We start from the raw sequence: 22,961 nt of genomic DNA, 5'->3' as shown, positions 1-22,961 counted from the left end.
TTTGTTATATAAACTGATTATCAACCTGTTGACGAAGTTTTATTGCTTTAAGGCTAAGCCCCTTAGGGGCCGAAAATCAAACGCCAACCCCGGCTAAAGCTTGCTTTAAAGAGGGGTTTGTTTGATTTTGATAGTCCCGATAGGGACGCCTTAAAGCAATAGCGTCTCTGTCGAAGCGGAGCGGAGACCCCCGCGATTAGATTCGTCGAGAATCTGCGGGGGTGTTCTCTGTGTTCTCTGTGGTGAAATACAGTGTTAATTCGTGTCTTGGTGACTTTGTGGCTATTTTCCATAACCACTTGACAGGCAATAAAATAGAAACTATTATGTTTTGCTTTATCAGGGACTTAAAATAATGACTGAAGACAAGAAAAACTACAGTAAGACGTTAAATCTGCCTAAGACGAACTTTGCGATGAAGGCCAATCTGACCCAGCGCGAGCCGGCCCAGCGAAAAGCATGGGACAAGATGGAAATCTACAAAAAGATTCTCGATTCAAAGGCCGATTCGCCTCAATATACTCTCCACGATGGACCCCCTTACGCCAACGGCGATATTCACATGGGCCACGTTATAAACAAGGTCTTAAAAGACATCGTTATCAAATACAAAACGATGTCCGGCTTCAAGGCTCCTTACGTGCCCGGCTGGGACTGTCACGGCCTGCCTATCGAGGCGAAGGTTTTTACCGAGCTTGGCGAAAAAGCCAAAACGATGAGCAAGCTCGAAATCAGAAAGCTCTGCAAGCAATACGCGAGCAAATATGTAAAACTGCAATCGAAGCAGTTTAAGGACCTCGGCATATTCGGCGATTTTGAAAATCCGTATCTGACTCTCAAGCCGCAATACGAAGCGGGCATCTGCGAAGTCTTTGCCGAGCTTGTGGGCAAAGGCCTCGTCTATAAACAGCTCAAGCCGATTCATTGGAGTGTCGGCTGTCAGACGGCGCTTGCCGATGCAGAGCTGGAGTATGAGGATATTACCTCGCCGAGCATCTTTGTTAATTTCCCTGCGACGAAAGATTCTATAGATAAATTGAAATCTCTCGGCCTTGCCGGAGGAGATGGCGGCGATGTTTGTTTTATGATATGGACGACTACGCCGTGGACATTGGCCGCTAATCTTGCGATTGCTGCCAATCCTGACCTTGACTATAAGGCGGTTAGTTATTTTCAGAATGGCAGGAAATTTACGTCGATTATTGCGCAGGCTCGGCTTGAGGCGGTTGTCGCGGTCGGTAAACTTGAAAATTACACTGCCAGCGAGAAGACGGTAAAGGGCAGTGATTTGGTTGGTTTGAGGTATCAGCATCCTTTTGTCGAGAAGAACCCGACAGATAAGGACGCTTATCTTGTAATCAGCGCCAATTTCGTAACGACAGAGGACGGTACAGGTCTTGTTCATACCGCTCCCGGCCATGGTGTTGAAGATTATGTCGCCGGCCAACAGAATAAACTGGCGGTTTATTCGCCGGTTATGGATGACGGCTGTTATGATGATACGGTTCCGGCCTGGCTCTGTGGAAAGAATGTCTTAAAGGTTGACAAGGAAGTAAATGAGTGCCTGAAAACCAAAGGCCTGCTTTTCTCCGAGGGCCAAATCACCCATTCATATCCGCACTGCTGGCGCAGCAGAATGCCAGTCATTTTTCGGGCTACGGATCAATGGTTTATTTCGGTGGATAGGCCGATGCCGGATGGGAAAAATCTGAGGCAGCTGGCACTGGAGAGAATTCCAAAAGTAAAATGGATACCGAGCTGGGGCGAAAAACGGATTACCGGAATGCTCGAATCCAGGCCTGATTGGTGTATTTCACGGCAAAGATGCTGGGGAATGCCGATACCGGTATTTTATAATTCAGAGGGAAAAACTCTTTTAACAAAAGAATCCGTACTGGCAGTTTCTGCACATATCCGACAAAAAGGCTCCGATAGCTGGTTCATAGATTCGCCAAAGGAAATACTCGGCGAAGACTTTAAACTGCCGGCAGGCTTTGGCTTCGAGGACCTGCAAAAAGAAGAAAATATCTTCGACGTCTGGTTCGAATCAGGCTGTTCGTGGTTCAGTGTAGCAAAACAGGCGGGCTGGCCGGTGCCGGTCGATTTATATCTGGAAGGCTCAGACCAACACAGAGGCTGGTTCCAGCTTTCACTCCTGCCTGCCCTGGGCGTGACAGGTATGGAACCTTTCAAAACGGTACTGACGCACGGATTTACTGTCGATGCGGAAGGCAGGAAACAATCCAAGTCGCTGGGCAACTACGTCAACGCTCAGGAAGAAATCACAAAATACGGCTCAGATATTCTCAGGCTCTGGGTCTCAAGTGTAAATTATCAGGAAGATATGCGATGCAGCGATACGCTTATCGCAAGACTGCAGGACGCATACCGGAAAATCAGAAATACCATACGCTATCTGCTGGGCAATATCTCCGATTTCGACCCCGCGACAAACAGCGTTTCTTACGATAAAATGTTCGAGATTGACCGATGGGCCGTGCAGCAGTTACAAAAACTTATCGGCGAAGTTACATCGGCTTATGAAAATTTCCTGTTCCATAAAGTCTATACGCTCGTTTACAATTTCTGCTCAATCGAAATGAGCAGTATTTATATGGATTTGCTTAAAGACAGACTTTACTGCGACGGGAAAGATTCACCTTCACGCCGAAGCGCTCAAACAGCGATGTATTCCATACTCGACGCCCTCGCGAGACTGCTTGCTCCGGTTCTGGCTCATACGGCTGAAGAGATATATGAGTCTATAGGCGTGAAAAGCGAAAAGGCAGAAAGCGTTCATCTTTTGAGTATGCCGAAAGTCGATAAGTCAATCGACTGGCAGAAAGAAGAACATAAATGGGAAAAACTGATGTCTCTGCGCGATGAAGTATTAAAAGAACTTGAGGGACTTCGCCAGAAACAGGCCATCGCAAGTAACCAGGAATCGTCTGTAATAATATCCACAGACGACGGCGAGTTAATCGGTATAGTCGAACAGTTCGGCGTTAAAAACTTTGCGGCCCTTTGCATCGTCAGCGAGATAAAACTTAATAAAGAAAAGAGTGAAAAGCCCATTAGTGCCGAGAAGAGCCCGCATCAAAAATGCGCAAGATGCTGGAACTATTGGCCAAGCGTTGGCAAAGACGCGGAACAGCCGGAGCTGTGCAGTCGCTGTGGCGAGGTCGTGAAGCAAATATAGCCACAAAGGCACTAAGGCACGAATTTAAACCACTAATAAACACGAATACGCACGAATCATTTTAGCCACCCGCCTTCGCTTCCTCCTTCGTTAACCCTACGTCGCACTACATGCTATGCAGGGCAAGGGACGGAAGGACGAGAAAGTTCGGCTGGGCAGGTAGAGCTCAGGCTTTAAAGCAATAATATCAACTTCTTTGAAGTTCTTATTTTTTCCCACTATACTCGTATGCAGTATACTGCATACGAGTATAGACACTTAAGATTTTTGCATTGGGAGTTTTAGAGAGTGGGGAATTGGTCAAGGAAATCACGCCCCCCGCATTCGCGAGGGTAAACTCCAAGTTGGGGGTAAATAAGATTGCTTCGTCGTTTCACTCCTCGCAACGAACCCTGCCATCGTGATGGCAGGGCTAACCAATTATGAATTACCCCGCGCTAACGCTTGGGGCTCTGATACGTTGTGAATGATTATTGGTGGAATATTTTTATAATAGAGGTATAATTTAACAGTATGGACGACAAGATAATAAAAATTGCGAGGTATGACGATTATCTGCAGGCGGAAATCGCAAAGATAGCTCTCGAATCGGAAGAGATTAAATGCTTTCTCGGCGGCGATAATTTTGTCGCCACTTACGGCTTATATTCACCCGCGGTAGGCGGAGTGGAGCTGTGCATAAAAGAATCCGATAAAGAAAAGGCAATGGAAATTCTTGCGAATATACACAAGCCGGAAATATCAAACGAAGACAAGGAATACGATATAATCTGCCCGATATGCAAAAGTACCAATGTCAGTTATGAACATTATTCCCGCTGGGCGTTTTTACTGTCGTTCCTGGTGCTTTTCCGGGTGCCGTTAAGTTTTCCTGTTAAAAAATATACCTGCAAAAACTGCGGGCATAAATGGAAACAGGAAAAAAAGTTTTGAATTTTTAGTTTTTAATTTTTAATTGAGCCCCGATGCATCGGGATATACGCTTCGCTTCGAGGCGGACTAATCGGCGTTGCCGCTTAATAATGTCTGTATCTTCGATGGGGGCTTTTTGCGCGATGACTCATGATAAGTTTATAGCAGATTATATAAGAGATAACAGCGGTCATACCACCGACAAGGAAACAGCCAATCCATAATTCCGGTCCAATTTTTTTAAGAAGAACCCAAAATTGCAACCAGTACGCTTTTGTGTAAAAACCAGAAATCATATTCATCGGAGCAAAGAGCTGATTAAAAGATGTCGAAACCTGCTGACCGCCCGACTGCCTGTAATTAGGGAAAATGCCGCATACGGCCCTGCCGACGAGATAGGCGGGATAATAGATAATCGCAAAAGTAAAGACATTGGAAACCCAGACACTCGTGATGGCCACGAATTTATTGGCGCGGAAAAGGATTGCCAAAGCGATAACTATCAGAATATGCAATCCGAGCAGAGGCGTCCATGCGACAAACAAACCAAGGGCAAGACCGAGAGCGATTTTGGCGGGCGAATCGTCTATGTGCAAAATCTTATACTCAAGATAACGCAGCATCGGATGTTTTCTTTTTTTTGCCACAGAGATATTTTTATTTTTAGCCACAGAGTTCACAGAGGACACAGAGATATAAATATTTAATGGACATTAATATGATTACCCCAATTGTCCGCAGATTAGTTCGAAAACAGTTTCGACCGTTACATTTTTTATATCGTGAGCCGGATTGGTACTTTCGACATCACTGCCTCTTTTGTCGGGGTCAATCGCGGCGACGGTTTGCGGCCGGCCGTAAGGGCCGACTCTGGCTGGATTGGTAAAGCCGAAAATCAAAACCATAGGCACGCCCAATGCCGCGGCTATATGCGCAGGGCCGGTATCATTGCTGACAACTATTTTGGCACCGGCCAGAAGAGCAATAAGCCGGCTTATATTCGTTTTGCCGGCAAGATTGACCACAGAAACATCTGTCAGTTCCTGAAGTTTTTCGGCGGTTTGGCGTTCGGCCTCAACGCCAACGGCGGCAATGCCACACTGATATTTTTTATGAACATTATCGGCAAGAGCGGCGAAGTTCTCTATCGGCCATTTTTTCGTTTCAACCGTAGCTCCGGGCACAAATATAACATAATTATCTTTATTGACCCGATGCTCGGCCATGATTTTTTGTATTTCAGCTATTGCCTGCGGCTGGGGTTTTAAGTCAAAATGAACTTTGCTTTTTTTCACGCCCACACTGAAGACCATATCGAGAAAATAATCGACAACGTGAGGCGAACTTTGTGGCTGTGCTATTCGGCTGGTATAAAACAGACCGGTGATTTCCTGCGTCGGGGTCATACCGATTCTTTTTTTACAGCCGCTGAACCACGCGAAAATCGCGCTTCTGAACCTGCCCTGAAAATCGAAAACAATATCGTATTTTTCTTTTCTTAACTGCCTTATCAGCCTGACAAGTTCGGCAAAAGCGGCCGGTTTGTACCACCATTTGCCTAATTTTTTGCGGTCGAAAATTACAGTTTTATGGACACACGGATGATTTTCAAGGATTGACGAATATTCCGGCCTGACAAACCAATGTATCTGCGCATCAGGGAAATTTTCGGCCAGGCAGCAGGCCGCGGGCATCGCCATAACAATATCGCCCAGCGCGCTTGGTTTTATTATGAGTATTTTTTTAATCTGTTCAGTCATTTAATTTTGCCACAGAGTTCACAGAGGACACAGAGATATATAAGAATCTTAAGTTTATATGAATCTGAAATTATCGTTAAAAGCCTTGCGGCGACAGTTATTTTTGCCACTTTACGGAAAAGTTCTCTTGTCTCTGTATCATCTATACCCATCGTATTACAGTAAATCAAAAAGCCCCTGTACAAGTCAGCAAAATTGACCGCTTTGAAACGAATCAGGCTCTCGGCAAGTTTAGAAATGGTTTTTATATGATTTTCTCGGCGGCCGGCGGAGTCCTGTTTTATGCCGTCAAGGTCGATAAGCTTAACCCTGTAAATACCGCCGTCTTTATATATGATAAAATTACCGGCTTTCGGGTCCCTGTGCCAGAAATTAGATTTATTCAGTTTCGCAAGTACCTGGGCGACCTGCCTTATAACAGTTTTTCTCGCGGAGAAGTTTTTAATAATTTCCTTATCTTTGCCAAACGCAATATCATAAAGATTCAAACTGTTTTGAATATATTCGGTTATATAAATGCTTCCATATTTTCGATGCCATAAAGCGGCCACCGGTTCGGCGACCTCGATGTTCTTTTGTTTCAGTATCACGGCAAGATAGAAATTTCTTAACGATTTCGGCGCCCTGAGTAAATCGCCGAGAGCCCTTATGCCGGTGCGCCTGACGTTTTTTTTGACGACGAAGAAAATCTTTTTGCCTTTGATTTCGATTTGCTTTAAGGCGGTAACATTGCCGTTTTCCGATTTGAATATCGTGTCTGGCTTTTGAGTTAATTTCTCCGGGTCGAAGGCAAAGTCGGACCATTGCTCAAGGGCAACGCCCTTCCAGCCGGCGGCCAGTTTCAATTTTACGATTATCGGTATCATACAAGGATTCATTGAGCGGTATTTTAATCGAATATCGATTATTATCAAAGGGCTTTTTGTTTGTATTTTTTCCGTCCGGTTTGTTAATATTCGAATATGGCTGAAAAGGGAAAATATATTTACGACTGGCCCAGACCGATGGTTACGGTCGATGCCATAGTCTTCGACGTAAGCGGCAGCAAACCCAAAGTACTGCTGATAAAACGGGGCAATGAGCCGTTTAAGGGTCAGTGGGCATTTCCGGGCGGCTTTGTGGAGATGGACGAGGAGCTTGAAATCGCTGTCGCAAGAGAGCTTGCCGAGGAAACAGGGCTAACGGGAGTCAAACTTGAGCAGTTTTACACTTTCGGCAGATGCGGCAGAGACCCGCGAGGCAGAAATATTACTGTCGCGTTTATCGGCACAACTAAAAAGACGGAAATCAAAGGCGGAGATGACGCTGCCGAAGCGAAATGGTTCGAGATTGACGCCCTGCCGGAAAATATGGCATTCGACCATAAGGATGTTGCTGCTTTAGCGATAAAAAAGCTTAAAGACTTAGTGAATAATTCTTAACGCCCTTGCGGGGAGCGAAGTCAAAACTTCGTGACATATCGTATCTGCCATTTCAGCTAATCTATATACGCTGCACATACTCTTGGGGTCGTTGTCGATGACGGTTACATATTGACCGACCGCGACATTGGGAATATCGGTAACATCAATTATGGTTTTATCCATACTTACCCTGCCGATGACCTGAGCAAAATTATCGCCGACCTTCATAACGGCATTGTTCGAATACAGCCGCCAGTAATTATCGGCGTAGCCTATCGGCACAATCGCCCCGATTGTATCCCGCCAGGCGGTGAACGTTCTGCCGTAGCCGACGGTCTGGTCTTTTTTGTAATGGTTAAGCTGGACTATCGGTATCTCAAATTTCATCGCGGGGGTAAGTTTTATTTTGAGCAGATCCGGATGTTCCACCCAGCCGAAAATCGCTATTCCGCAGCGGACCATATCGAAATGCGCCTCGGGCATATTTAGCATGGCGGCACTGTTGGCGGCGTGAATAATAACATCTTTACAGGCAAGCAGGGATTGGCCGGACAGAAATTTCCTGAATTTTTCAAGCTGCTGCTCGGCATAAGAAAGATTTTTCTCTGCGGCCGTGGAAAAATGAGTATATACGCCTGCAAGTTTAACATTCGGAAAAGACCTGATTTGCTTAATCAATTCATCCGCTTTTTCGGCATCTATTCCGCAGCGTCCCATGCCGGTTTCGACTTTTATATGAACGTTCAATACATCCGACGTGGTTTTCAGGCAATCCTGAACGAATCGCAGCGTTTCAGTATCGACAACGGCACAGTGGAATCCCTTCCTGGCGCATAGCTGAATGGCCTCGCTGCTGTAGGCGGTATGAACAGGCTCAAGTATGAGAATTTTTATCTGTTCGACAGTATCGGCGATAAAAGCCGCTTCGTAAACATTGGCGACCGCAAAGAAATCGACATTCCCCTTTTTAAGGATATTCACAATATCCCTGATGCCGTGTCCGTATCCGTTGGCCTTGATGACGGCGCATAATTTCGTTTCGGGCCTGCACGCGCCCCTGACGGCTTTAAGGTTATTCAATAACGCCTGTGAATAGATATGGACTTTCTGGTCGTATCTGACGAACTGGCTGCTTGTTTGAAATTGCATTATTTATCTTCTTTAATCTGCTTGTAGAGAACGAAAAGTTCCCTGAATGCTCTTAGTATAACACTTAGTTTCGCACCGGTTTGCGTTCCGGCAGTTCTCGGATAATGGTGCACGCCGATCTGGGTTATTTTATATCCTTTGTTTTTCGCCCGGGCGAAAATTTCCGTATTTATCAGTGCGCCGGTGCTTTTCATTTTTATATCGTCGAATATACTGCGTTTGTAAAGCTTGAAAGCGCCGTCTATGTCTTTTATTTTCATTTTAAATAATATACAGACAAGCGTCGTCCAGCAAAAAGCGTTTATTTTCCTTATCAGGTTGTCCTGCCTCCTGATACGGTAACCGCTTACGATATCGTAATCAGCGGTATATTTGAATAACGAAGGCAGTTCTTTGATATCGAATTGCCCGTCGCCGTCCGTATAAAAGACATATTCTTTGGCCGCGGCCTTAAAACCGCTCTGAAGCGCTGCGCCGTAACCGAGATTTGTCTGATGATGAACAACTTTTACGTTTTTATTTTCCGCCGCCAGCCTGTCGGCGATTTGACCGGTTTTATCCCTGCTGCCGTCATTTACAATAATAATCTCATAATCTATTTTTAAAGGCGACAGGACATCCGATGCGGACTTTACAGTCTTTTCAACATTCTCCTGTTCGTTGAAACACGGGAAAAAAACAGATAACGACGTAACGCGACTTGCATCCATGTAAGTTCCTGAAAATTACCAGCGAGAGGTCTTGCCAATACGTATCTGCTCGTTAACAAATTCCGCATAATATTTCTCATATTTTTCGGTCGATGCCGGATTTATCCTCTTAAGATAATCGCCGATCATCATCATCGTTACGAGCCTGTCCCGGAAGCCATCCTGTTTCATATATGTTTGTTTCTTTTCGATGAAATCCTCGAAGTACCGGTTAAAGACTTCTGTTGTCCTGCTGCGAAGCTGGGGATATCTGGCAGCAGCCTGCAACAGTTCAATAACAGCGGCCGGAGAAGGTCTATCCATAAGAGCCTGTATAATAAGCTCACAGGTATTATTAACATCATTTTCGCCCTGTAATCGCAGTAAATTGTATCCAACCGTAAAAAGTCTGGAGAACTTGTCAGGAAATTTCGTATTGCCGTTGAAAATGCCGGTGTAAAGCTTAAGTCCCTGTTCTGTTTTTATGTCGACATAGAGGCGTTGTTCATCATCCATAAACACCGGCCGCCATGACGGATTAACAGCAAGACCTCTGATGAAAACAGAATCAAACTGGGCAGAAGGCATAAAGACAACCCATACATTTTCCTTTTGAAACTGTTTATCAATCCAGTCTCCGATAGCTTCGTAGTCCGATTGGGTAAAATTTCTGCCTGCCCTTTCCACAGCTCTTACCGGGTCTCCGCCGCCCATTATATACATCCAGCGATGATAAGTGGCAGTGTTATACGCAGCCTGAGCGCGGCCGTCCATATAAAGCCGGAGAGGCGTTTTACCTGTGTTGGGGTCTGGAATCTGACCATAGGCGATAAAACCGCCTTCGGTCCAGTAGTTAAAAACGGTTCCCTTAAGTTTGTTGTCCCTTACGAACTGACAGGCTCTGAAAGGCTTTGCATAAGAAGCGCTCATCCTCATAAAAACACTGGTCAGGTAATGACTGTCCGGCCAGGGGTCAAGATAAATAGTCTTGTACCAATATCCCCACCATACAGTAAGAAATAAAACTACCGCAAAGGCGGCAGCGGCAAAATATCTCTGCATCGCCATTGGAAAAGGACTCAATACCGCCCTGCCAGTTTTCCTTAAATTCACCGTCGCCGCAATCATTTTAATTCCGGCATCGATAAACATCGCAATAAACGGACAAGCCGCAATTGCCGCGACCGGAATAAACCGGCGGGAACCTATGGCCATATATATCGTAAGAGATGCGATAAACATCATAGGCAAATCTATCATTGGCCAGTCATATTGCTGATTGTCGGGCAATTCAGCCGCCGGAGCTTTGCCTTTTTTAATAATGACACGGGGTTTCAGCAGCAGACAAACCATCCAGAACGCAAGCAGCACCCAGGCAATTATATACATAACGAGAAACGGTATCTCATCGCCTACCGGGTTGCCCCATTCAAAAGCAGGATGCCATTCGTTGACAGTCTTCCATGTTTTAGCATTGTCGCCTACGGTAGCGACAAAAGTATGCGTCAGGTTCGTCAGATGAAAAGGATTGAAAATTATCATCGCAACAAAGGCGACAACCGCCGCTGCAACAGTATGCCACCATCCCCTGACAGTTATATTTTTTAATCTTTCCTTAAAAGCGCCCAGCAGCATCGCTATAACCGCAAAGCCGATAAAGACCACAAAAAATGTCTGCCTGCCGTCCCTGATATATTCCCTGAAAACAGGGTCGTATCTTACAAAGCGTTCTATGCCCTGCGGGAAAAACCTTCCGCATAAGGCGATAAAAATAAGTAATGATGTAAGAATGTAAAAAATAATTGGCTTGTTTTTTGAAAATATCAATACTATGCTTAGCAAACTTATCCCAGAAATGAATAAAAGCACTTCTCCTGCTGAGCTGAAAAAATCAGCATGTTCATACCCGAGAAATGCTAAAGTAAGATCATGTACACTTATAAAAACAGTCAAAGGTATTATTGCATAAAAGATAAATAGTTTAATATCTTTTATAAATGTCGATAATATGCTTAACACAATCATCTCCAGGATGAAAAATAACAATACATCGTTAAGTGGAGAGATTTTTATCGTCAAATAAGTTTTGATAGTTTCGTGTCCAAGAAATTTTAATGCAAGGGCATATAAAAACAGCCAGCCGAGTGAGTAATATACGCATAAAGATATTTTTTTCGGCAGCAATGTCAGCAGATGAAGACCAATAAACGGCACAAGTACGACAAAGACATATACAAACCCGCCGTGCAGATTACACCACAGAACCGTCAGCGGTACAATCAGCCAGATATAGAGATAACTTTTATATACAGCCAAAACAAATATGAACAGCAGAACAGCGGTAAGCATATTCGAGAACCCCGCCGGCCGAATATCAAAAAATGTTCTTCCGATAAATAATGCAAAACAGGCAAAGGTCGCCGAAAGAGCCGGATTTACACCCAACGCCCTGCCGGTATAGTAAACCACTATGACTGTTATGATATACAGCGCATATTTCCAGTAAACCAGACTGTCATAGGTGATTTTCTGACCTTCGATGGGCTTGTCAAATGTTTCAGCATCGGCAACAGGCGAATCGTGCGTCACCCAGTAAAAGAAAACATGGGTCAGCCAGTTTTGATTTACCCATCCTGTCGGATGCCAGTATTTTACGGTATCGAGTCCGACTTTATCGGTAATCCACTGTGCCCATTTCGGCCATGTTTTTACTTCCTCTGCTGTCGGGCCGGGCTTGTGCGAATTGGCGCTGAAAGGTTCAACGGTATTAACGCCGTGATTTATGAAGTGCCTTCCGCAGGCCATAGCGACCCAGGTATCGCCCGCACCAACCATGTGAGTCGAAGCCTGAAGAGCGAAAAGAACCATCGCCCACCAGAAAATTAGCATCATCAGTCCGCTTAACGCCGGTTTTTTATCCGTTATTAACTCTTGAGCCATTTTTCCAGCCTGTCAACTCCCTTTGTTATCAGTTCCATAGACGTTGCGAAACTCAGCCGGACATTATTATTACATCCGAACGGCCCGCCCGGTACAAGTGCGACATTGGCCTGCTCGAGAAGTGCAGCGGCAAAGTCCATACTGTTTTGTATCTTTACTCCGCCGATTGTCCTGCCGAAATGAGCAGAAACGTCCGGGAAGCAGTAAAACGCACCTGTCGGCTGAGGACATTTAACGCCCTCGATGGCGTTTAGTCTGTCAGCCATATATTTAGCCCGTTTTTCAAATTCGAGCCTCATCTTCTCAACATCATTATTAGGATCGCTAAAAGCGACCAGACCGCCTGCCTGCACAAAACTTACAGGATTTTGTGTCATATGCCCCTGAAGTCTGCTCATTGCCTTTACCACTTCAAGAGGTCCGGCTACATATCCGAGCCGCCAGCCGGTCATCGCGTAAGCCTTGCTGAAACCGTTTATCGTGATTGTCCGTTTATAGGCGTCATCGCTCAATGCCGCGAAGCTGATAAATTTTGTACTGCCGTAAACCAGATGCTCATAAATCTCATCGCTAAGCACCATAATATTTGTGCCTTCGAGGACTTTGGCTATGGCCTTTAACTCGTCGGGGGTATAAGTAAAGCCGCCGGGATTGTTCGGACTGTTCATAAGCAGCATCGCGGTTTTCGGCGTTATCGCATTTTTTACCTGCTGCGGTGTAATCTTATAATCGTTTTTCGGGTCCGTCTGAACAACCTTCATTACCGCCCCTGCGAGCTTTATTGTTTCCGGGTATGTAACCCAGTATGGAGTCGGCACAATAACCTCATCGCCGTCATCGAGTACCGCCTGCATAGATTCGTAAACTGAATGCTTCGCTCCGATGTTTACGATAATCTGTTCGGGCGTATATTTAAGGTTATTTTCCTTAAGAAGTTTTTCAGCTATTGCTTTTCGCAGTTCCGGAATGCCGGGCGTAGCCGTGTATTTTGTCTTGCCCGCCTTAATAGCAGCGATTGCGGCGTCCTTGATATACTGCGGCGTGTCAAAGTCCGGCTCGCCGGCGCCAAAGCCCACTACGTCAACGCCTTTGGCTTTGAGTTCTTTTGCTTTTGTGTCCACCGCCATAGTTGCTGAAGGCGGTACGGACTGTGCCCTTTTACTGACTTTCATCCCGTTAGACCTCCTTTCATAGAGTAAAACGGTATAAAACATATGTCATCTTTATATTTTAAAGTGCATATACGAGACCAACAAGGTCTAACGGGATTCATTTTATATCCCATTTCATTAAAATCTTATCTGACCAGACATTAAAACAGAAAAGAGCTTAACGGTCAAGAATTTTAACACCCCTTAAATTAAAGATAAATACTTGTTTACGGGGGGATTTTTATTACAATATGTCTTTAATCTTGAGGGACTTAAACATGGAAATAAATTGGCTTGACGTTGTTCCGCTTTTGACTGCGGTCATTCTCGGAGGAGCGGTAGGACTCGAAAGACAGTTACGCGACAAACCAGCCGGGCTTCGTACAAATATCCTTATATGTCTTGGTTCCTGTGTTTTTACGATTATCTCTACAAAGCTTGCTGGCTCTGAGCCGGGCAGAATAGCGGCGCAAATCGTAACAGGTATCGGCTTTTTAGGCGCCGGCGCGATAATTCAGAGCGGCGCCAGCATTCACGGCCTTACAACCGCCGCCGGGATATGGATTGTCGCAAGTATCGGAATGGCCTGCGGTGCGAAAATGTATCCCCTGGCGTTTGCCGCTACGATTTTGACCCTGATTGCACTGATGCTGCTTTCGCCTGTCGAAAAGAAAATAGGCAAATGACTTGCACAAAAACAATCATTGTTTTTTACTTTAATAAATTCCATTTGCTGTTAGAATTTTGGATCTATGGCAAAAGAAATTCTTGATTTAACAGGCACATGGCAATTTAAACAGTACCCGGTTTCCGCCCGCAGGATGAGAGACCTTGACGAGGGCAACTGGCTCAATTGTACGGTTCCATCTTCCATATATACCAATCTGGTCGAAGCGAAAGTTATCGATGGCAACAGGCTGACCCGCAACCCCGAAGAATTCTTCCCGATGAGTCTCGAATCGTGGATATATAGAAAAAATTTCAGTCTGCCGGCGAATTTTCAGAAAAACGAGAAAATCGAACTGGTCTTCGACGGACTCGATACGTTCGGACAGATATGGATGAATGGAAAAATTATCGGCAAAACCGATAATATGTTCTGTAAATGGCGATTCGATGTTACTTCACTGATTAAAGAAAAAAATAACGAGCTACTGGTTAAATTTGACTCGGCGGCAGAAGAAGGCAACCGGCTGATGAACCGTTTCGGACTTTTGAGCAGGGATTCGTGCTCTTTGCCTCAGAGAACCTATGCAAGAAAGGCTCAGTGCCAGTTCGGCTGGGACTGGGCGCCGCGAATGCCCGGCTGTGGAATCTGGCAGCCTGTCCGGCTCGAAGCCTTCAAAGCAGGCAGCATCGGCGATGTGCATGTTACAACCATCGACTGCGACAAATCCAATGCCGATATTAAAATCTCCGTACAGGTAGAGAATTTTTCACAGCAGACGATGACTTGCAATCTTTCAATTACCAACCCTGCCGGCAAAACCGCCGCGACGGCAAGCCTTAATTTCAGCAAGAACCATCTGCAGGCCTCGGCGGTGATAAAAATCGTACAGCCGCAGCTCTGGTGGCCGAGGCCTTATGGCTCGCAGCCTTTATATAAGCTGAATGCGGAACTGCATAGCGGCAACGAGCGGGTCGATTCGGCATCGAAAAATTTTGGTATAAGGATGGTGAAATTAAATCAAACTCCGGACGAGCATGGGCAGAGTTTTCAGTTTGAAGTCAATAATCAGCCTGTTTATGCAAAAGGCGCCGACTGGATACCGCCTTCGCTTTACATAGGCTCTGCGAAAGCGGAAGATTACGAGAAACTTCTTACCGCTGTCGTCGACGCCAATATAAATATGCTTCGCGTCTGGGGAGGCGGAGTATACGAAACAGAAACTTTTTACAATCTCTGCGACAGACTCGGAATACTCGTCTGGCAGGATTTTATGTTTGCCTGCGCCTACTATCCGGACAGAACATGGTTTACAGAGATGATAAAAAAAGAGGCAACGCAGAATATTGTCCGGCTGCGGAACCATCCATCACTGGCGCTATGGTGCGGCAACAACGAAATCGACTGGATACATTCCTTTGGCGGTATGGGTAAAAGCAAGAAATTCTACGGCAAAAATATTTATCATAAAATTCTGCCGCCTCTTGTTCATGAACTCGACCCTGACCGCGATTATATTTCCTCAACGCCGCTGGGGCCGGCTAAAAATCCGAACGATCCGTCTGTCGGCACCGTCCATCAGTGGAATATCTGGTCGGGACTTAAACCTACGGATGATTATTTGACTCAAATACCCAGTTTTGTGTCCGAGTTTGGTTTTCAATCACTTCCCTGTAAAAAAATGATATGGAGTCTGCTTGGCAGCAAAAAGACGCATACAGCGGATTGGCATCTTGAAAAGCACGATTATCAGCCAAACGGGGCCGGACGGCTGCATTATTATATCAACGAACTTTTCCGTGCTCCGGCAAATATTGATGAATTTATTTATCTGTCGCAGATCACTCAGGCCCGTGCAATTCGTAAAAACGTCGAACATCTGCGGACAAACTCAGACATCAATTCAGGAGTCATATTCTGGCAGTTCAACGACAGTTGCCCCGCCATAAGCTGGTCGTGTCTCGACTATGCCGGCGGGAAAAAGGCTCTCTATTATTATACCCGCAGATTTCATACCCCTGTCATTGTTACGGCATCGGCTCAGCGGCAGGAGTCTTCCGGAACTATCGATTCGATAACCGCTTCAGTTGTCAATCATTCGGTTTCGCCGATTACCGCCCTGCTTTTGTGCAGGATTGTTGATACGAATTTCGAGATAATTGATGAATTCAAAAGGCCGGTGTCTGTCGGGCCCGGCAGTGTCGAGAAAGTTTTATTGCCGCAGTCTTTTGCAACGCCCAAAAACAATAAAAATTCTTTTTTGCATATCCTGCTGCAAAATGATACAGAGGTTATTTCTGAAAACAGTTTCTTTTATGTGCCTGACAAGTATTTCGATTTTCCTGCCTGTAATGTCGAGACAAAAGCAGAAAGGCTCGACGAACTTAACTGGAAACTTACACTAAAGAGCGGTAAATTAGCCAAAGACCTTTATATAGATTGCGATTTTGACGCGGATTTAAACGATAACTATTTCGATTTGTTAAATAATAAACCGAAAAGCATAATAATAAAAACTAATACGCCTGTTAATGATATTGGCGGCAAAATAAAGGTTATTTCTGTAAACTCAATTTTCACAAAGGTGCGATAATTATGTTCCGGAGGCAAATGCTCCGGACTTTACGTAATTAAGAGGCAAAATCCTTCTATTAACCTTTGGAAAGGAACCAAATGAGCACGGAAATTGATTCCGCAAAAAAATTCGAGGATTTGCTGAACATCAAAAAGCACAACACGCCATACTTTTATGATAAATTATTTTCCGCTGACGGCTGGAAGGCAAAATCATTATCGAAGAAAAAATTCAAACTGCTGAAAAAAATACACAACCAGATTGAGGCTATGTTATACGAGGACGAAACGGTCTGTTTTTTGACTTCCGGCGTCGAGTCGTCGTTTGTCGAATCCTTTTTTCTGGGCAATTTGATGTACTACATCAACCGCAGGGCCTTTATCTGCACGACGCAGCGTATAATCATAATGCAAATAAGTTCACGCAACGAACCTAAATCGCTAAGGGCGCAAATCGAATATTCAGCCATAGAAGAAGTCAGGAGCACGCTTGCAGGAAACTGTAAGATAAAATTCAAAAACGGTAAAACAAGCGTTTTTTCTCATATACCGAAAGACGACAGAAAAGTTGTAAAAGGCGTAATAGATTTTCTTCGGACAAGTCCCGATGCCGTCGGGGCAAACAGCGCAATGGTAGAAAATCTCTGCCCGCACTGCTTTGTAAAAGTAGAAGGATTTCCTGAAAAATGCCAGGCCTGCGATAAAAACTTTAAATCGCCAGCCAAGGCTATATGGCTGTCGTTTATATTTCCGGGACTGGGTGATTTTTATCTCGGCCAGCATAAAACAATCGCTGCATTCGAGATATTATTTATGTTGTTCGTTTGGATTAGTTTTTTTGCGCCACGAGCGGGAGAGGAACCGGCAACACTGGCTGGTTATATAATCGGCGCATTGATTATCATATTTACCCTGCATGGTTTTGACGCGTTAGCAACGAGGCACATAGCCAGGAAAGGCATTTATCCTGCAAAATAAGAGTTCTTTTACAGAGATGTTTAATGTTTAACTGTCCAAATTGTAAAACAGTTTTAAAAAGGGTACGAAGCAGATTTGGCATTTTTTGGATTTGTCCGTCCTGCAGGGGCCGGGCAATTACAGTCGAGGTTATTCGCAAGATAATCCCCAGACCGGTAGTCAACAAATTATGGCAAAGAACTTTGTCCGGCGATTTTATGCAAAAGCGAAATTGCCCTTCCTGTGTTTCGCCGATGAGCGAAATTCCTCTTTCGACCGGTGAAAACACCGCGTATCTCGATGTTTGTCCGAAATGTCATATTGTCTGGTTCGACGACAGCGAATATCAGCATCTTCCCAAAATTCCTGTTGAAGTAAAATTTGAAGAAAAACTCACCCCGCAGCAGCGGGAGAAACTGGCTATTGCGCAGATTGAATTATATAAAGAAAGACAGGAACTTGAAGATAAAATCAATAAAACTTCTGACGAGTTTATAGAACTTTTATTCCCATGGTTTGGATTGCTGAAACATTTCATTTAGCCAAATTACCAAACTTCTTGACGCCAAAAACCGTTCGGTTATAATAAGACAAAATATATACAGGGGTGAAAAATATGGATTTATACGAAGCGATAAAAAAGAGATTTTCGTGCCGAAGTTACAGTTCAAAGCCCGTCGAGAAGGAAAAGCTCGACAGAATCCTTGAGGCCGCAAGGCTCGCACCATCGGCGAAGAACCTGCAGGACTGGCGATTCATTATTGTAACCGACGAAAAGAAACGCAAAGAAATTGCCGTTGCCGCCAACGAACAGATGTTCATCTCGACAGCACCGGCGATAATCATAGGATGCAGCAACAGCGAGCATGTTATGCGATGCGGCGAAAAAATAGCGCCGATAGATATAGCTATCGCGATGGAACATATAGCGCTGGCGGCGACAGCCGAAGGACTGGCTACCTGCTGGATTGGATCGTTTTATCCGGAAAAGATAAGGAAAATTCTCGATATTCCCCGGAACATCGAAATTGTAGAGCTTATGCCGATAGGCTATTCCGCTGAAAAAGAGGCACGCAGGCCGAGAGAAAATATCGAAAAGATGGTCTGCTATGAAAAATGGCAGTTATAAAAAATAGAATACAGAATTCAGAACACAGGAAACAGAATAAAAAATTTAAGCAATAGATTTTTTATCCCCCCTATGGCCTTGTTTTTCGACCTGCCACGAGCGAGCCATTCGCTTTGCGAATGGCGAGTCGAATGGAGATGAAGGGAATCGAACCCTTATTTCCGCGATGCGACCGCGGTGTGCTCCCGTTACACCACATCCCCGGGACAAAACAATTTTCAGAGGATACTTATTCTCACATCGAAAGTCAATAATATTATAATCAAGATAACTTCTTTGTAGTCAACATCTTAAGTTTTGTTGCAAACTGTCCCCTCTTGTGGTAATGTAGATTTGAATTTCAGGCAGTAAAAAATATATGGCTAAAAAAGCACAGATAAATCCGGAAAAATGCAAGGGCTGCGATATGTGTATCGCAATGTGCCCTGTCGGGGCGATACGAAAAAGCGGAATAAGCAATAAAAAAGGCTACAATTACGTCGAAGTTAACCTCGAACTGTGCAACGGATGCGGGGCATGCTATATCATTTGTCCCGACTGCTGCTTTACCATAGTTGAGACCACAGGTTCTGCAAGATAGGCTGAAATGGCTGAAGATAAAAATACAGGGTTGGAAACCAAACGAGTATTGATGAAAGGCAATGAGGCCGTAGGCGAAGCCGCAATCAAAGCTGGCTGCCTCTGCTATTTCGCGTACCCAATCACTCCACAGACCGAAACGCCGGAATATCTCTCGAGAAGAATGGAAGAGGAAAATCTAATCTTTCTCCAGGCCGAAAGCGAAGTCGCGGCGATAAATATGGTCTTCGGCGCCTCTGCCGCCGGGGCAAGAGTTATGACTTCATCCTCGTCGCCGGGAATCAGTCTCAAACAGGAAGGCATAAGTTATATCGCAGGAGCCGAACTGCCCTGCGTAATCGTAAACGTTGTTCGCGGCGGGCCGGGCCTGGGCAATATCGAAGCGTCGCAGGCCGATTATTTCCAATCCACCCGCGGCGGCGGACACGGCGATTATCGATGTATCGTGCTGGCGCCGAATTGCCTGCAGGAATGTTACGATATGACAATGAACGCATTCGATCTTGCCGACTATTACAGGATGCCGGTATTCATACAGAGCGACGGCATTATCGGTCAGCTCGTCGAACCGTTCGATATGCATCCTTATAAGCCGATGTTCGACAAACTGCCGACTAAAAACTGGGCACTTACCGGCTGCGCGGGCAGAAAGCCGAATGTCGTCAGGACGCTGTATCTCAATCCGCCGAACGGTCTGGAAATGCACAATAGAAATCTGGAAAAAAAGTATAACAAAATCAAATCCGAACTCCGCTGGTGCGAAACATATAATTGCGACAACGCCGACATTATCGTTATAGCTTACGGAGCTACCAGCCGAATCGCTAAATCCGCCATAAAAAAACATAACGATAACGGTTTGAAAATCGGATTGTTCAGGCCGAAAACACTTTGGCCGTGGCCGGAAGCGGAGCTTGTTGAGGTCGCACAGAAAAATAAAGGCGTTAAATTCCTCGTTATCGAAATGAGTATGGGCCAGATGCTCGAAGATGTGCTGCTTACGCTTATGGATGTCGTGACGAAAAAGGACATCCTGTTTTACGGCATGGGCGGCGGATGGAATCCAACGCCTGACGGAGTTTACGCAGAAATCAGCGAGATAGCCAAAAAATTATGAATATAATAAAAGCACAGCCAAAATCGATTACGACGGAGTCCACCAAGTACTGCCCCGGATGCGGACACGGAATTATACTTCGGCTCATCGGCGAAGCTATCGACGAACTCGGCATAAGAGAAAAGATGATTCTCACCGCCCCTGTCGGCTGCGCGGTTGTGCTGTACGATTATATTTTCTGCGATGTTGTAGAATGTGCGCACGGCAGAGCCCCTGCCGTCGGAACAGCTATAAAACGTGTGCATCCCGATAAATTCGTTCTGATTTATCAGGGAGACGGCGATTTGGCCGCTATCGGCATGGCAGAGATAATACACGCGGCCAACCGCGGCGAAAATATGTCGGTTATATTCGTTAATAACGCCACCTATGGAATGACAGGCGGACAAATGGCGCCGACGACGCTCATCGGGCAAAAAACCACTACCAGCCCTTCCGGCAGAACGATTAAGGGAATGGGCAAACCGATAAGAGTATGCGAACTGCTCGCGACGCTCGAAGAGACCAAGTATCTCGAACGAACAAGCATAAATTCCGTTAGAAATATAAACAAGACAAAGGCCGCGATAAGAAAAGTATTTCAGAACCAGCTCAACGGCATAGGTTTTTCAATGGTCGAAATACTTTCGATGTGCCCTGTCGGCTGGAAAGTTTCGCCGGTCGAGGCCATCCAGTTTATCGAAGAGCAAATGATCAACTACTTCCCGCTGGGAGTTTATAAGAACGTGGAATAGCATGGCAAATACCGAAATTAATATGTTAATAGCGGGATTTGGCGGTCAGGGTGTTATTCTGGTCGGTAATGTACTTGCTTACGCCTGTATCGATGCCGGCAAAAATGTCTGCGCGATGGCTTCTTACGGCGCCGAAGTTCGCGGCGGAACGGCCAAAGCTCTTATCTCCATTTCAGACCATGAGATTGATTCGCCCATTATCGAAAATCCTAATCTCGCGATAATTATGAACGCCCCATCGTTCATAAAATATATAGATACTATCCAGCCGGGCTCGCCGGTGATTGTAAATTCATCGCTGATTGATATGGGCAAGGTTGCGAAAACCAGCCATGAGATTGTCGGCGTTGACGCGACCAATTTCGCGATAAGAATGGGCAATATCAAGGTGGCCAACATTATATTGCTCGGAGCGATGATAAAAAAGACCCACATTCTCGAGCCGGCCTCGGTTGTAAACGGGATGAAACGTGCGTTTTACAAGGGCAAAAAGGGGCTGTATTACATCAACGAAAGCGCCTTCCACGCAGGCTATGAATTGGTATAGGGATTTTGTTCGGATGAATCGCCAGTTCTATGAGCCAAATCGGCAAAATACAAAATTCCATTTTCCTGTCTATGCTTGTATAATACCTGTTAATCTGCTAAAATAAGGCAGTTTATAGAAAGTATGGTGATTTGATGGCAAAAGGAACAGATACTCCAAAAAACAAGGAAACGTGCAGTTTTTGCGGCAGAAGCAAAAAACAGGTTGACGCCTTCGTGGAAGGACCCGGCGGCGTCTATATATGCCCGGAATGCGTTGAGCTTTGTTATAACATCGTCAGGCAGGAAAAAAGGCGTCTGAGGCCGTCCGGTTTTCTGCTCGAAGAGGTGCCGAAACCAAGGCAGATAAAAGAATTTCTCGACCAGTATGTCATCGGTCAGGAAAAAACGAAAAAAATTCTATCCGTCGCCGTCCATAACCATTACAAAAGGCTCGTTCATACCGACAGAGAATCAAACGAAGTCGAAATCGACAAATCGAATGTCCTGCTGGTCGGTCCGACAGGTTCGGGAAAGACCCTGCTTGCAAAGACTCTGGCAAGAGAGCTTAATGTGCCCTTCGCAATCTGCGACGCTACAACGGTTACCGAAGCCGGATATGTCGGCGAGGACGTGGAGAATTTTCTGCTGAGACTGCTGCAGAGCGCCGATTACGACCTCGAATCCGCTCAGCGCGGCATAGTTTATATCGACGAAATAGACAAAATCGGAAAGACCAGCCAGAATGTTTCCATCACCCGCGACGTATCGGGCGAAGGCGTTCAGCAGGCCCTTTTAAAGATGCTCGAAGGCACCATCGCAAATATTCCGCCCCAGGGCGGCAGAAAGCATCCCGAACAGCAATATATCCAGCTTGATACGACACACATTCTTTTTATATGCGGCGGAACGTTTACAGGACTGGAAAATATTATCAAAAAACGGCTCGGCAGAAAAATGATAGGCTTTGGTTCCGAAAAACAAAAGACACAGGACTCCAGGGCCGAATACTCCAATATACTCGAACAGGTCGTGCCGGAAGATATTATCGAGTACGGAATGATTCCCGAGTTCGTAGGCAGAGTGCCGGTAATTACCGCTCTCGAATCGCTCAATGAGGCTGCGCTTGTCGATATTCTGACAAAGCCTAAAAACGCCCTCATAAAACAGTACAAGGAATTTTTTAAACTCGAACAGGCTGAACTTGAGTTTACAGACGACGCTTTACGGATGATGGCCCGCAAAGCAATGAAACGTGATACCGGCGCAAGGGCGCTGAGAGCATTGACAGAGGAGCTGATGATAGACCTGATGTACCGGCTGCCGGAAGAACCAAAGCCGGGAAAATACGTTGTTACAAAGGATGTTGTTGACGGCAAAGCCGACCTGTTCGACTCTGCAAAAACGGCGAGAAAGGAATCGGCGTAAGTACTTGCACAATACAGGGCAACCTGTGTCTTTTTCTCGTAACCGTTC

20 protein-coding genes and 1 tRNA gene are annotated in these 22,961 nt (G+C 45.4%); 13 read left to right on the top strand and 8 right to left on the bottom strand.

Translation table 11 applies throughout. From position 1 onward, the window contains the following. The first annotated feature begins 355 nt into the window (after nucleotides 1–355). The gene (gene ileS / locus WC496_10250) at nucleotides 356–3,199 is read left to right on the top strand and encodes an isoleucine--tRNA ligase (protein MFA5293401.1); all 2,844 of its coding nucleotides are present in this window, start codon (nucleotides 356–358) and stop codon (nucleotides 3,197–3,199) included. Between the two features lie 513 nt (nucleotides 3,200–3,712). Further along, on the top strand, nucleotides 3,713–4,132 hold the full coding sequence (locus WC496_10245; protein ID MFA5293400.1) for a DUF2007 domain-containing protein: 420 nt from the start codon (nucleotides 3,713–3,715) through the stop codon (nucleotides 4,130–4,132). 83 nt (nucleotides 4,133–4,215) lie between these two features. Here the strand turns inward: WC496_10245 and WC496_10240 are convergent, their stop codons facing one another. The 3 genes from WC496_10240 to WC496_10230 form a co-directional block, all read right to left on the bottom strand. Further along, nucleotides 4,216–4,758 carry a DUF2062 domain-containing protein gene (locus tag WC496_10240; GenBank protein MFA5293399.1) on the bottom strand — a complete coding sequence of 181 codons (543 nt, stop codon included), beginning with the start codon at nucleotides 4,756–4,758 and terminating at the stop codon, nucleotides 4,216–4,218. Between the two features lie 75 nt (nucleotides 4,759–4,833). Further along, a complete protein-coding gene (gene waaF, locus WC496_10235; GenBank protein MFA5293398.1) occupies nucleotides 4,834–5,871 on the bottom strand; it encodes a lipopolysaccharide heptosyltransferase II in 1,038 nt (345 codons plus the stop codon). Then, the gene (locus WC496_10230) at nucleotides 5,868–6,737 is read right to left on the bottom strand and encodes a lipopolysaccharide kinase InaA family protein (GenBank protein MFA5293397.1); all 870 of its coding nucleotides are present in this window, start codon (nucleotides 6,735–6,737) and stop codon (nucleotides 5,868–5,870) included. Before WC496_10230 ends, waaF begins: the two co-directional genes overlap by 4 nt. Nucleotides 6,738–6,833: 96 nt before the next feature. On the opposite strand from WC496_10230, the gene WC496_10225 reads away from it, so the two are divergent. Beyond that, nucleotides 6,834–7,292 carry an NUDIX hydrolase gene (locus WC496_10225; GenBank protein MFA5293396.1) on the top strand — a complete coding sequence of 153 codons (459 nt, stop codon included), beginning with the start codon at nucleotides 6,834–6,836 and terminating at the stop codon, nucleotides 7,290–7,292. Here WC496_10225 and alr read toward each other — a convergent pair. Genes alr through WC496_10205 form a run of 4 tightly spaced genes read right to left on the bottom strand, consistent with a single transcriptional unit; the run spans nucleotide 7,275 to nucleotide 13,224 of the window. After that, the gene (gene alr, locus WC496_10220; protein MFA5293395.1) at nucleotides 7,275–8,423 is read right to left on the bottom strand and encodes an alanine racemase; all 1,149 of its coding nucleotides are present in this window, start codon (nucleotides 8,421–8,423) and stop codon (nucleotides 7,275–7,277) included. The genes WC496_10225 and alr overlap by 18 nt on opposite strands. Further along, nucleotides 8,423–9,133: a glycosyltransferase family 2 protein gene (locus WC496_10215; protein ID MFA5293394.1), complete on the bottom strand. Its 711-nt coding sequence runs from the start codon at nucleotides 9,131–9,133 to the stop codon at nucleotides 8,423–8,425. Before WC496_10215 ends, alr begins: the two co-directional genes overlap by 1 nt. 15 nt (nucleotides 9,134–9,148) lie before the next feature. After that, nucleotides 9,149–12,052 (bottom strand): hypothetical protein, encoded by a 2,904-nt coding sequence (locus WC496_10210; protein MFA5293393.1) that lies wholly within the window; start codon nucleotides 12,050–12,052, stop codon nucleotides 9,149–9,151. Continuing rightward, nucleotides 12,037–13,224, bottom strand: coding sequence for a pyridoxal phosphate-dependent aminotransferase (locus WC496_10205; GenBank protein MFA5293392.1), 1,188 nt, complete (start codon nucleotides 13,222–13,224; stop codon nucleotides 12,037–12,039). Before WC496_10205 ends, WC496_10210 begins: the two co-directional genes overlap by 16 nt. Nucleotides 13,225–13,481: 257 nt before the next feature. On the opposite strand from WC496_10205, the gene WC496_10200 reads away from it, so the two are divergent. The 5 genes from WC496_10200 (at nucleotide 13,482) to WC496_10180 (ending at nucleotide 18,530) form a co-directional block, all read left to right on the top strand. Continuing rightward, on the top strand, nucleotides 13,482–13,889 hold the full coding sequence (locus WC496_10200) for an MgtC/SapB family protein (protein ID MFA5293391.1): 408 nt from the start codon (nucleotides 13,482–13,484) through the stop codon (nucleotides 13,887–13,889). A gap of 66 nt (nucleotides 13,890–13,955) precedes the next feature. Next, nucleotides 13,956–16,463 carry a sugar-binding domain-containing protein gene (locus WC496_10195; protein ID MFA5293390.1) on the top strand — a complete coding sequence of 836 codons (2,508 nt, stop codon included), beginning with the start codon at nucleotides 13,956–13,958 and terminating at the stop codon, nucleotides 16,461–16,463. Between the two features lie 80 nt (nucleotides 16,464–16,543). Further along, nucleotides 16,544–17,422: a hypothetical protein gene (locus WC496_10190; GenBank protein MFA5293389.1), complete on the top strand. Its 879-nt coding sequence runs from the start codon at nucleotides 16,544–16,546 to the stop codon at nucleotides 17,420–17,422. Nucleotides 17,423–17,619: 197 nt separating this feature from the next. After that, nucleotides 17,620–17,943, top strand: coding sequence for a zf-TFIIB domain-containing protein (locus WC496_10185; protein ID MFA5293388.1), 324 nt, complete (start codon nucleotides 17,620–17,622; stop codon nucleotides 17,941–17,943). 74 nt (nucleotides 17,944–18,017) lie between these two features. Beyond that, nucleotides 18,018–18,530 (top strand): nitroreductase family protein, encoded by a 513-nt coding sequence (locus WC496_10180; protein ID MFA5293387.1) that lies wholly within the window; start codon nucleotides 18,018–18,020, stop codon nucleotides 18,528–18,530. 132 nt (nucleotides 18,531–18,662) lie between these two features. Here WC496_10180 and WC496_10175 read toward each other — a convergent pair. After that, nucleotides 18,663–18,733: transfer RNA gene (locus tag WC496_10175), tRNA-Ala, on the bottom strand. Between the two features lie 155 nt (nucleotides 18,734–18,888). Here WC496_10175 and WC496_10170 point away from each other — a divergent pair. From WC496_10170 to clpX, 5 genes are all read left to right on the top strand, one after another. After that, nucleotides 18,889–19,110: a 4Fe-4S binding protein gene (locus WC496_10170; protein MFA5293386.1), complete on the top strand. Its 222-nt coding sequence runs from the start codon at nucleotides 18,889–18,891 to the stop codon at nucleotides 19,108–19,110. A 6-nt stretch (nucleotides 19,111–19,116) separates the two neighbouring features. After that, nucleotides 19,117–20,226 carry a 3-methyl-2-oxobutanoate dehydrogenase subunit VorB gene (vorB, locus tag WC496_10165; GenBank protein ID MFA5293385.1) on the top strand — a complete coding sequence of 370 codons (1,110 nt, stop codon included), beginning with the start codon at nucleotides 19,117–19,119 and terminating at the stop codon, nucleotides 20,224–20,226. Further along, nucleotides 20,223–20,960 carry a thiamine pyrophosphate-dependent enzyme gene (locus tag WC496_10160; GenBank protein ID MFA5293384.1) on the top strand — a complete coding sequence of 246 codons (738 nt, stop codon included), beginning with the start codon at nucleotides 20,223–20,225 and terminating at the stop codon, nucleotides 20,958–20,960. The genes vorB and WC496_10160 overlap by 4 nt, the downstream gene beginning before the upstream one ends. A 1-nt stretch (nucleotide 20,961) precedes the next feature. After that, the gene (locus tag WC496_10155) at nucleotides 20,962–21,507 is read left to right on the top strand and encodes a 2-oxoacid:acceptor oxidoreductase family protein (protein MFA5293383.1); all 546 of its coding nucleotides are present in this window, start codon (nucleotides 20,962–20,964) and stop codon (nucleotides 21,505–21,507) included. A gap of 134 nt (nucleotides 21,508–21,641) precedes the next feature. Then, on the top strand, nucleotides 21,642–22,913 hold the full coding sequence (clpX, locus tag WC496_10150; protein ID MFA5293382.1) for an ATP-dependent Clp protease ATP-binding subunit ClpX: 1,272 nt from the start codon (nucleotides 21,642–21,644) through the stop codon (nucleotides 22,911–22,913). Nucleotides 22,914–22,961: the final 48 nt, after the last annotated feature.

The sequence above is a fragment of the Phycisphaerae bacterium genome, assembly GCA_041652575.1.
In the GTDB taxonomy this organism is placed as follows: domain Bacteria; phylum Planctomycetota; class Phycisphaerae; order Sedimentisphaerales; family UBA12454; genus UBA12454.
This window is presented reverse-complemented; position numbering and strand designations above follow the sequence as displayed.

Coding starts and splice junctions, on each gene's coding strand:
- WC496_10155 (MFA5293383.1), top strand. CDS start 20,962: ATGGCAAATACCGAAATTAATATGTTAATAGCGGGATTTGGCGGTCAG.
- alr (MFA5293395.1), bottom strand. CDS start 8,423: ATGCAATTTCAAACAAGCAGCCAGTTCGTCAGATACGACCAGAAAGTC.
- WC496_10190 (MFA5293389.1), top strand. CDS start 16,544: ATGAGCACGGAAATTGATTCCGCAAAAAAATTCGAGGATTTGCTGAAC.
- WC496_10245 (MFA5293400.1), top strand. CDS start 3,713: ATGGACGACAAGATAATAAAAATTGCGAGGTATGACGATTATCTGCAG.
- WC496_10215 (MFA5293394.1), bottom strand. CDS start 9,133: ATGGATGCAAGTCGCGTTACGTCGTTATCTGTTTTTTTCCCGTGTTTC.
- WC496_10225 (MFA5293396.1), top strand. CDS start 6,834: ATGGCTGAAAAGGGAAAATATATTTACGACTGGCCCAGACCGATGGTT.
- ileS (MFA5293401.1), top strand. CDS start 356: ATGACTGAAGACAAGAAAAACTACAGTAAGACGTTAAATCTGCCTAAG.
- clpX (MFA5293382.1), top strand. CDS start 21,642: ATGGCAAAAGGAACAGATACTCCAAAAAACAAGGAAACGTGCAGTTTT.
- WC496_10205 (MFA5293392.1), bottom strand. CDS start 13,224: ATGAAAGTCAGTAAAAGGGCACAGTCCGTACCGCCTTCAGCAACTATG.
- WC496_10230 (MFA5293397.1), bottom strand. CDS start 6,737: ATGATACCGATAATCGTAAAATTGAAACTGGCCGCCGGCTGGAAGGGC.
- WC496_10185 (MFA5293388.1), top strand. CDS start 17,620: ATGCAAAAGCGAAATTGCCCTTCCTGTGTTTCGCCGATGAGCGAAATT.
- WC496_10200 (MFA5293391.1), top strand. CDS start 13,482: ATGGAAATAAATTGGCTTGACGTTGTTCCGCTTTTGACTGCGGTCATT.
- WC496_10195 (MFA5293390.1), top strand. CDS start 13,956: ATGGCAAAAGAAATTCTTGATTTAACAGGCACATGGCAATTTAAACAG.
- waaF (MFA5293398.1), bottom strand. CDS start 5,871: ATGACTGAACAGATTAAAAAAATACTCATAATAAAACCAAGCGCGCTG.
- WC496_10170 (MFA5293386.1), top strand. CDS start 18,889: ATGGCTAAAAAAGCACAGATAAATCCGGAAAAATGCAAGGGCTGCGAT.
- vorB (MFA5293385.1), top strand. CDS start 19,117: ATGGCTGAAGATAAAAATACAGGGTTGGAAACCAAACGAGTATTGATG.
- WC496_10160 (MFA5293384.1), top strand. CDS start 20,223: ATGAATATAATAAAAGCACAGCCAAAATCGATTACGACGGAGTCCACC.
- WC496_10210 (MFA5293393.1), bottom strand. CDS start 12,052: ATGGCTCAAGAGTTAATAACGGATAAAAAACCGGCGTTAAGCGGACTG.
- WC496_10180 (MFA5293387.1), top strand. CDS start 18,018: ATGGATTTATACGAAGCGATAAAAAAGAGATTTTCGTGCCGAAGTTAC.